The following is an 8,673-nucleotide window of genomic DNA, read 5'->3' as shown; positions in this document are numbered from 1 at the left end:
TGGTCGCGGTGTCGGCGATGTCGAGCAAGCCGCCGGTGCGCTACGTCTGCCCGCCGGACTGCGGACGGCCGCCCACCGGCACCCCGGTGGAGATCAACCCCCGCTTTGTCGCGGCCGACGGAGCGTTCGCGGTGTCATATCCGGCGCCGACGTCGGCCTACCGGGTGAGCACCCAGGCCACCGGGGTTACCGCCGAACTGGTGGGCGGCGACGGCGGAACGCTGCAACTGTTCAGCCAGGCCGCCGGCGGACGCTCGGCACGCGACATCGCAAAGGCCGTGATAGGCAGCACATTTCCGGACACCCGAACCGCCTACGAGATCCCGAACGCGATGGTCGGCTACCACTCCGGATACGGCGAGGTCGCCGACTGCTGGCCGCAGGGCGCGAACAGCAGCTACCTGCGGATGCGGGTCGTGGTGCTCGTCGCGGTCAAGAACGACTTGGCGCTCATCGCGGCGGCGATGGGGCCGTATCACGAATTCGGGCCGGACTTCGGATTCGGCAAACCGTCGGGCGCCAATCTCCAGATCGCTTTGGACATGGGCAAATACGTCAACAGCTTCATGTGGCGCGGCGACCCGCCCCGGTGAGTCGCTCAGAGCGAAGCCGTCAGACCGAAGCAGTCAGCTTCGCGGCGGCGTGGTCGGGCATCGGTTCGTAACGGGCGAACGACCGGGTGAAGGTGCCGGCACCGTGCGCGAGTGAACGCAGGTCGATGGCGTAGCGGGTGAGTTCGACTTCGGGGATCTCGGCCTTGACCAGTGTGCGGTCCTCGTCGACCTTGTCGGTGCCGAGCACCCGGCCACGCCGACCGGCCAGATCGCCCATGATCGCGCCGACGAAGTCGTCGGGTACGACGATCGACACCTCGTCGACGGGCTCGAGCAGGTTCACCTTCGTCGCCGCGGCCGCCTCGCGCAGCGCCAGCCCACCTGCCATCTGGAAGGCGAAATCCGACGAGTCCACGCTGTGGGCCTTGCCGTCGAACAGCGTGACCCGGATGTCGACGACCGGATACCCCGGCCCGACGCCTTTGGCCATCTGCGCCCGTACGCCCTTCTCCACGCTGGGGATGAACTGGCGGGGCACCGCGCCGCCGACCACCTTGTCGACGAACTCGAATCCGGAACCCTCGGCCAGGGGTTCCACCGCGATGTCGCACACCGCGTACTGACCGTGTCCGCCGGACTGCTTGACGTGCCGGCCGTGTCCGTTGGCCTTGCCGCCGAACGTCTCTCGCAGCGGCACCCGCAACTCGACGGTGTCCACCGCGACACCGTAGCGCCGCGACAGCGCATCGAGGACGACGCCGGCATGTGCCTCACCCATGGTCCACAACACGATCTGATGCGTCTCGGGATTCTGCTCGATGCGCAGCGTCGGGTCCTCGGCCGCCAGCCGCTGCAGCCCCACCGACAGCTTGTCCTCGTCGGTCTTCGCGCGCGGCTGCACCGCGATGGGCAGCAGCGGTTCGGGCATGGTCCACGGTCGCAACACGAGCGGATCGGCCTTGTCGGACAACGTGTCTCCGGTCTCGGCGCGGGTGAGTCGCCCGATCGCGCAGATGTCACCGGCGATCACCGACGGCGCGGGCCGCTGCTGCTTGCCCAGGGGGAACGACAACGTGCCGATGCGCTCGTCCTCGTCGTGGTCCTCGTGCCCCGGGCCGTTGCCCCCACCGTTGCCGCCGAAGAACGACGAGAAGTGGCCGGACACATGCACGGTCGCGTCAGGAGTGATGGTCCCGGAGAACACCCGGACGAGGCTGACCCGCCCGACGTACGGGTCGGAAGTGGTCTTGACGACCTCCGCGAGCAGCTTTCCGCCCGGGTCGCAGGGAATCTCGGCGCGCGCCTTGCCCGCAGGCGTGAAGACCTCGGGCAGCCGGTGTTCCGGCGGCGAGGGGAATCCGGCGGTGATGATCTCGAGAAGCTCGAGCGTGCCGACGCCGGTTCCGCTGCACACGGGGATCACCGGGAAGAACGACGCCCGGGCGACGGCCTTCTCCAAGTCCTCGATGAGCACGGCCTGATCGATCTCTTCACCGCCGAGGTAACGCTCCATCAACGTCTCGTCTTCGGACTCCTCGATGATGCCCTCGATCAGCGCGCCGCGCTGTTCGGAGATCGCGTCGGCATACGAGTCGTCAGGATCATGGGTGGTGGTGCGCCTGCCGCCGGCGTACTCGTAGTGCTGCTGCGACAGCAGGCCGATCAGCCCGGTGCACGGAGTGTCGGCCGGCAGGTACAGCGGCAGCACCTTGTCCCCGAACGCCTGCTGCGCCGCGGCCAGTGCGCTGTCGTAGTTCGCGCGGGCGTGGTCGAGTTTGGTGACGACCACCGCGCGCGGCATGCCGACCTGGCTGCACTCGAGCCACAGCGACTTGGTGGGCTCGTCAATCCCCTCGTTCGCGGCGATGACGAACAGTGCACAGTCGGCGGCGCGCAGTCCCGCGCGCAGTTCCCCGACGAAGTCTGCGTAACCGGGCGTGTCGATGAGGTTGACCTTGGTGCCGTCGTGGCGTAGCGACGCCAGGGCCAGGCCGACCGACCGCTGCTGCGAGATCTCGGCCTCGTCGCTGTCGCAGACCGTGGTGCCGTCCTGAACCGAGCCGGCTCTGGTCAGCACACCGGCGGCCAGCAGCAGCGCCTCGACGAGTGTGGTTTTGCCGCCACCCGACGGGCCCACCAGGGCCACATTGCGGATGGCGGCCGGACTGTCCGCGGTGGGAGCGGCTCCGGCGCCCTGGGAATGTGTCGTCTTGTCGGCCATGACGTTCCCTTTCCACGGCCACGTGTGTGTTACACCACAATTCCGCTAACCGTCAGCCAGCACAAGTACTTCGCCGATTCCGCGCTCAGGCCTGCCACGACGCCCATTTCGAGACGTGCACCGTGACCACCGGGCCGTCCAGTGCGATCCGCTGGTACTGCACGTACTTGCGCCGCAGCAAGGCGTACCCGTTCGCCAATTCCTCACCGCTGTAGTGGATTTCAGCGTGGCCGTCGGCGCGCACCCACCACAGCCGAGTCCAGTCGTCGTCGTAGTGGTCGACCAGCATGCTCACCTGCGGGTTGACTTCGATGTTGGCCAGCCTCCGCAATTTGCGAGTCAACTTCCGCTTGGCGTCGACGGCGGTGTACACGACGCCCCGATGTGCGGCGAACACGACGGGCACGAGGTGCGGCGCACCGTCGGCTCCGACCGTGGCGAGCATCGCGACCGGCGCAGCGGAGAACATGGCCTCCGCGTCGAAGTCGGACGGCGTCATGGCTGAGCTCGGCCGGGGCGTTGGGGGGCGACGCTGATCGGCGACCGCGTCACCGGCGTGCGTGTCACCCCGATCTGTGGACCACGGCTGACCCGAGTCGACGGCGGGCTCGGCCGCTGAGTCGCGCTCGGCGGAGGAACGGCGGGGCCCGCCGACGTCACGACCGGTGCGCGTGGGGGCGGCGCCTCGGTGCGCACAGACTCGGTGCGGGTGGTGGGAGCCTTGCTCTGCGCGGTCGGCCGGACCGAGGTCGCCGTTTCGACCGTGGGCTCGTCGGGTGCGCGAAAGACAAGAAGGACGCCGGAGACCACCAGAGCGACGGCAGCGACGGCCGCGGCGACCAGCATGGTCAGCGCGGTCCTGGTCCGATACCAGGGCGGCGGCGCGGGTTCGAAGTACCAGGTGTCCGCGTCGAACGCATCGAACGGTTTGCCCGCCGCCTGCGTCGGCTCGTCGTAATCGAAGTCCCCCGGGGCTTCGCGCTCGGCCACACCGGAATGCTAACGCCGCGACGCCTGCACGGACGTGCGGTCGCGGTGTGTCCGACCGCTGTGCACGCGCACGGCCTGGCCGCGATATGGTTCGAGCGCCTCGCACGGAAGGTTCGGCAATGAAGTTCATCAGCCTGGCGGCCACGGCCGTTGTCCTGCTGGCGGGTTCGACCGCATGCGCGCCGCCGCAGCAGCGCGGTGACGGCGAACAGACGCAGTCCGGGGTGAAGGCGGCCGAGGCCACCTCTGCTGAGGACTTCGGCGGGATCGACGCGCTGGTGAAGGCGGCCAAGAACGAGGGCGAACTCAATGTCATTGCGCTGCCGCCGGACTGGGCGAACTACGGCGCGATCATCAAGGCGTTCTCCGACAAGTACGGCATCAAGGTGAACTCCGCGCAGCCCGACGCGTCGAGCCAGGACGAGATCAACACCGCCAACCAGCAGAAGGGCAAGAGCTCCGCGCCCGACGTGTTCGACCTCGGGCAGTCCGTCGCGCTGGCCAACACCGCGATGTTCGCGCCGTACAAGGTCGCCAACTTCGACGACATCCCGGCGGCGTTCAAGGATGCGGACGGGACCTGGGTCAACGACTACGGCGGCTACATGTCGATCGGCTACGACTCGGCGAAGGTGCCCCCGGTGACGCGTATCGACGATCTGCTCAAGCCGGAGTACCAGGGCAAGGTGGCCCTCAACGGCGATCCCACGCAGGCCGGTGCCGCGTTCTCCGGTGTGCTCATGGTCGCGCTCTCCCAGGGCGGTTCGGTCGACGACATCGCCCCGGGTGTCGAGTTCTTCGCCAAGCTGGCCGATGCGGGCAACTTCCTGCCCGTCGACCCGACACCGGCCACCATCGAATCCGGTCAGACCCCGGTGGTCATCGACTGGAACTACACCAACGCCGCGGAAACCAAGCGGATGCCGTCGTGGCATGTGCTGGTGCCGCCCGATCATGCCGTCGCCGGCTACTACTACCAGGCGATCAACAAGGACGCGCCGCATCCGGCCGCCGCGCGGTTGTGGCAGGAGTTCCTCTACAGCGACGAGGCACAGAACCTCTATGCGCACGGCGGCGTGCGACCGGTCCGCGCCGACATCATGGCCACCGACGGGACGCTGGACGCGGCGGCCTCGGTTCCGGTCATCGACGGGCCCGTGACCGTGCCCTCCCCGCAACAGACGAAGGCCGCCACCAAGTACCTGTCCGAGCACTGGGCCGCCGCCATCGGCTGAGGAGCGACGCTGAACAGACTGCGCGTCCGGGACACGTTGCCGCTGTTGCCCTTTCTGGCTGTGGTGGCGATCTTCCTCGTCATCCCCACGGTCACGGTGATCGTCAACGCGTTCTTCGCCGACGGCGTCTTCACCCTGGCGCGTGTCGAAGCGCTGTTCTCGGGTGCGGCGCTGTCGGCGCTGGGCAAGAGCCTGTTGCTGTCGGCGGGCACGGCACTCATCGGCGCGGTGTTCGGCGCCGTGCTGTCGTGGCTGATCGTGTCGAGTCCGCCGGCCTCGATGGTGCGCCGCGCGGTGCTCGCGTTGTGCAGCGTTCTCGCGCAATTCGGCGGTGTGGCACTGGCGTTCGCGTTTCTCGCGACGATCGGCCTGAATGGTGTCTTGACACTGTGGATTCAGCAGCTGCTCGGCTGGAACCTCGCTGCTTCGGGCTGGCTCTACGGGCTTTCCGGTCTGACCGTGGTGTACGCGTACTTTCAGATCCCGCTGATGGTGATCGTGTTCGCGCCGGCGTTGGAAGGTCTGCGCGGGCAGTGGCGAGAGGCGGCGGTGAGCCTCGGGGCGACGCGCTGGCAGTACTTCCGCGAAGTGGTGGCGCCGCTGCTGACACCGGCGTTCCTCGGGACCGCATTGTTGTTGTTCGCCAACGCGTTTGCGGCATACGCGACGGCCGCGGCGCTGGTCAGCCAGGGCAGCCCGATCGTGCCGCTGCTGATCCGGGCGGCGCTGACCAGCGAGGTGGTGCTGGGTCAGTCCGGCTTCGCGTACGCCCTGGCGCTGGAGATGATCGTCGTCGTGGCGGTGGTGATGACGGCGTACGGCAGGCTGGTGCGCCGTACCGCCAGGTGGCTTCGATGAGCAACGGCGCGAAGCTGTTTCGGGCTGCGCTCTGGGCATTGTTCGGTGCGTTCTTCCTTTTTCCGCTGTACGCGATGGCCGACTTCTCGACGCGCAACCTGCGTGCGGACGGACGCACAGTCCAGGCGTGGGCCAACCTGGTCGCCGACGACGCGCTGTATGACGCCATCGTGGTCTCGCTGCTGCTAGCGGGGTTGACCGTGCTGTCCATGTTGGTGATCCTGCTGCCGACGATGATCTGGGTGCGGCTCCGAGCGCCGTGGGCGAGAAGGGCGGTGGAGTTCCTGTGCCTGTTGCCGCTGACCATTCCGGCGTTGGTGATCGTCGTCGGGTTGCGCAACGTCTACCTGTGGGTCACGTATCTCCTCGGTGAATCACCGCTGACGCTGACGTTCGTCTATGTCGTTCTCGTGCTGCCGTTCGCCTACCGGGCGCTGGACGCGGCGCTGTCGTCAATCGAGCTGCAGACGCTCACCGAGACCGCCCGCTCGCTCGGTGCCGGATGGACGACGACGATCCTGCGTGTGGTGGCGCCCAACATCTGGCCGGGCATCCTGTCCGCGGCGTTCATCTCGATCGCGGTCGTGCTCGGTGAGTACACGATCGCCTCGCTCGGTGGCTATCAGACGTTGCCGGTGCAGATCGTGGCGATCGGCAGATCCGACGGCCCGACATCGGTGGCCGCATCGCTGGCTGTGCTGATGCTGGGTTTCATTCTGCTGCTTGCGCTTTCGCTGATCACCCGTAGACGCCGCCGGGTGGTCACGGCATGAGCGCCGGATGCACCGTCGAACTCGACGACCTGACGCGCCGCTACGGTTCGGTCAGGGCGCTCGACAGGCTCAGCCTGCACATCGAGGCCGGCGAGCTCGTCGCACTGCTCGGCCCGTCGGGCTGCGGCAAGACCACCGCGTTGCGCATTATCGCGGGCCTCGAGGAAGCGACCACCGGAAGGGTGCGCCTCGACGGCCGCGACATCACCGACGTCCCGGCGAACAAGCGTGACATGGGCATGGTGTTCCAGGCCTACAGCCTCTTCCCGCATCTGACGGTGCTCGACAACGTCGCGTTCGGGCTGAAGATGCGTCGAAAGACGAAGCGCGAGCGACTGTCCCGGGCTGCTGACATGCTCGACCTGGTCGGCTTGTCCGCGCATGCGCAGAAGTTCGCCGACGAGTTGTCGGGCGGTCAACAGCAGCGCGTTGCGCTGGCCCGCGCCCTGGCCGTCGAGCCGCGGGTACTGCTGCTGGATGAACCGCTGTCGGCGTTGGACGCCCAGGTGCGCGCCCAGTTGCGCGACGAGATCCGCCGTGTGCAGTCGGAAGTCGGCACGACGACGCTGTTCGTCACGCACGACCAGGAGGAGGCGCTCGCGATCGCCGACCGCGTCGCGGTGATGAGCCACGGCGAGCTCGAGCAGGTGGCGGCGCCGGCAGACCTCTACGCCAACCCGGCGACGCCGTTCGTCGCGGAGTTCGTCGGACTCAACAACCAAGTGCCCGCGGTGGTTTCGCAGAATCGCGCGCAGCTGCTCGGCACGTCGGTGCCGACACTGCCCGGTTCAGTGATCGCCGGCTCGGGTCTGGCGATGGTGCGGCCGGAGTCACTGACCCTGGCGGCGGACGCGGCCGGCACGTCGACGGTCACCTCGGTGGCGTTCCTGGGACCATCCTCGCGCGTCTACCTGGCGCTGGCGGACGGCACGGTGCTCAGCGCGCAGATGGCGAGTTCGGTGGCACGCGCGTTCACGCCCGGCGACAAGGTCACGGTGACGGTCGGATCCGACGGCGTGCTGGTGATTCCTAGACGTCCTTGACCGGCTCGATGCCCAGGTCGCGGTAGGTGACCAGCGCGGCGAAGGGCACGTTGCGCGCCTCGAAGCGCCCGGCTGCGATGTCACCGCGATCGACCATCGGAATGACGCCGGTGACGACCGCCCCCGCCGCCGTCACCCGGTCGAAGGCGATCTCGGTGGAGCCGCCGGTGCTGATCACGTCGTCGACCAGCAGCACCCGCGTGCCGGACTGCAGACGCGTTCCTTCGATCCACTGCTCGCGGCCGCGCTGCTTCTGCTCCTTGCGCACCGAGAACCAGGCCTTGCCGGTGACCATCGCGACGCCGTGCGCCAACGGGTCGGCGCCCATCGTCAGCCCGCCGACCGCGTCGAACTCGATTCCGCGGCTTTGCGCCAACTCCGCGACCGCGCGGCTCACGATCGCCAACCGCTCACCGGTGTCGATGGCGTATTTGCCGTCGATGTAGTCGTGGCTGAGTTGGCCGCTGGCCAACTTGAACGGCTCGTCGCGGCGTTCGTGGCCGCGGGTCGCGATGAGGTCGAAGGCCGCCTGCCAGGAGGCCGGTCGCTCGGAGGAGGAAGCCGCAGTCATACGGGGATCGTATTTCAGCCGTCGCGCGCGAGGCGGGTCAGCGCCACGGCGGCCGAACGCAATTCGCCGATGGAGTCGATCGGTGCCGGATAGCCGATCCGGGTGTAGGCCATCCCGCGATCGGTCGTCAGACGCAGGTCCAGGCCGTAGCGGTCGGCACCGGTGCAGGTGGCCGCGGTGGTGTCCGGGTAGCCGCCCAGCGTCCGGGCCATCGCAACGAGCGCGTCGGCATGGTCGTTGTTCAGATGCGCGACGGCGTCCGCCGCGAGCGGTTGCACCGGGTCCGGATGCGCGGCGGCGTACGCCTCACCCGTCGTCGATTCCATCCGGCCGTAGCCGCCGACCCAGCGCACCCGGTGCACCCGCAGCACCCACACGGTGAAGTCGCTGTAGTCGATGTAGTACTTCGCGGCGGCGACCGCCGACAG

10 protein-coding genes are annotated in these 8,673 nt (G+C 68.2%); 5 read left to right on the top strand and 5 right to left on the bottom strand.

The window, feature by feature from the left end; translation table 11 throughout:
- The coding region (locus tag A5663_RS02160) for a hypothetical protein (RefSeq protein WP_068143427.1) at positions 1-593 on the top strand (593 nt) is incomplete at its 5' end.
- Between the two features lie 19 nt (positions 594-612).
- On the opposite strand, the gene A5663_RS02155 is transcribed toward A5663_RS02160, so the two are convergent.
- The 3 genes from A5663_RS02155 to A5663_RS02145 form a co-directional block, all read right to left on the bottom strand.
- Entirely contained in the window at positions 613-2,775 is a 2,163-nt protein-coding gene (locus tag A5663_RS02155) for an elongation factor G-like protein EF-G2 (RefSeq protein WP_068143426.1), read from the bottom strand.
- Between the two features lie 85 nt (positions 2,776-2,860).
- Positions 2,861-3,274, bottom strand: coding sequence for a TIGR03668 family PPOX class F420-dependent oxidoreductase (locus A5663_RS02150; protein ID WP_068143424.1), 414 nt, complete (start codon positions 3,272-3,274; stop codon positions 2,861-2,863).
- Complete coding sequence (locus A5663_RS02145) at positions 3,271-3,765, bottom strand: hypothetical protein (protein WP_068143423.1); 495 nt, start codon at positions 3,763-3,765, stop codon at positions 3,271-3,273. Before A5663_RS02145 ends, A5663_RS02150 begins: the two co-directional genes overlap by 4 nt.
- Before the next feature lie 119 nt (positions 3,766-3,884).
- Between A5663_RS02145 and A5663_RS02140 the strand changes: the two genes are divergently transcribed.
- Genes A5663_RS02140 through A5663_RS02125 form a run of 4 tightly spaced genes read left to right on the top strand, consistent with a single transcriptional unit; the run spans position 3,885 to position 7,674 of the window.
- Positions 3,885-5,000, top strand: coding sequence for an ABC transporter substrate-binding protein (locus A5663_RS02140; protein ID WP_068143421.1), 1,116 nt, complete (start codon positions 3,885-3,887; stop codon positions 4,998-5,000).
- Between the two features lie 36 nt (positions 5,001-5,036).
- Complete coding sequence (locus tag A5663_RS02135) at positions 5,037-5,858, top strand: ABC transporter permease (RefSeq protein ID WP_369816577.1); 822 nt, start codon at positions 5,037-5,039, stop codon at positions 5,856-5,858.
- Entirely contained in the window at positions 5,855-6,631 is a 777-nt protein-coding gene (locus A5663_RS02130) for an ABC transporter permease (protein ID WP_068143417.1), read from the top strand. Before A5663_RS02135 ends, A5663_RS02130 begins: the two co-directional genes overlap by 4 nt.
- Positions 6,628-7,674 (top strand): ABC transporter ATP-binding protein, encoded by a 1,047-nt coding sequence (locus A5663_RS02125; protein WP_068143415.1) that lies wholly within the window; start codon positions 6,628-6,630, stop codon positions 7,672-7,674. Before A5663_RS02130 ends, A5663_RS02125 begins: the two co-directional genes overlap by 4 nt.
- Here the strand turns inward: A5663_RS02125 and pyrE are convergent.
- Positions 7,661-8,245 carry an orotate phosphoribosyltransferase gene (gene pyrE / locus A5663_RS02120; protein ID WP_068143413.1) on the bottom strand — a complete coding sequence of 195 codons (585 nt, stop codon included), beginning with the start codon at positions 8,243-8,245 and terminating at the stop codon, positions 7,661-7,663. The genes A5663_RS02125 and pyrE overlap by 14 nt on opposite strands.
- 14 nt (positions 8,246-8,259) lie before the next feature.
- Positions 8,260-8,673 (bottom strand): DUF2470 domain-containing protein (locus A5663_RS02115; protein ID WP_156744280.1); only part of this gene is annotated, 414 nt, incomplete at its 5' end.

The sequence above is a fragment of the Mycobacterium sp. E740 genome, assembly GCF_001672895.1.
In the GTDB taxonomy this organism is placed as follows: domain Bacteria; phylum Actinomycetota; class Actinomycetes; order Mycobacteriales; family Mycobacteriaceae; genus Mycobacterium.
The sequence above is the reverse complement of the archived record's forward strand: the minus strand, read 5'-3'. Positions and strand labels throughout refer to the sequence as shown.

What these genes read in the sequence shown, in the direction of transcription:
- A5663_RS02130 (WP_068143417.1), top strand. Translation starts at nt 5,855, where the DNA reads ATGAGCAACGGCGCGAAGCTGTTTCGGGCTGCGCTCTGGGCATTGTTC.
- A5663_RS02155 (WP_068143426.1), bottom strand. Translation starts at nt 2,775, where the DNA reads ATGGCCGACAAGACGACACATTCCCAGGGCGCCGGAGCCGCTCCCACC.
- pyrE (WP_068143413.1), bottom strand. Translation starts at nt 8,245, where the DNA reads ATGACTGCGGCTTCCTCCTCCGAGCGACCGGCCTCCTGGCAGGCGGCC.
- A5663_RS02125 (WP_068143415.1), top strand. Translation starts at nt 6,628, where the DNA reads ATGAGCGCCGGATGCACCGTCGAACTCGACGACCTGACGCGCCGCTAC.
- A5663_RS02150 (WP_068143424.1), bottom strand. Translation starts at nt 3,274, where the DNA reads ATGACGCCGTCCGACTTCGACGCGGAGGCCATGTTCTCCGCTGCGCCG.
- A5663_RS02140 (WP_068143421.1), top strand. Translation starts at nt 3,885, where the DNA reads ATGAAGTTCATCAGCCTGGCGGCCACGGCCGTTGTCCTGCTGGCGGGT.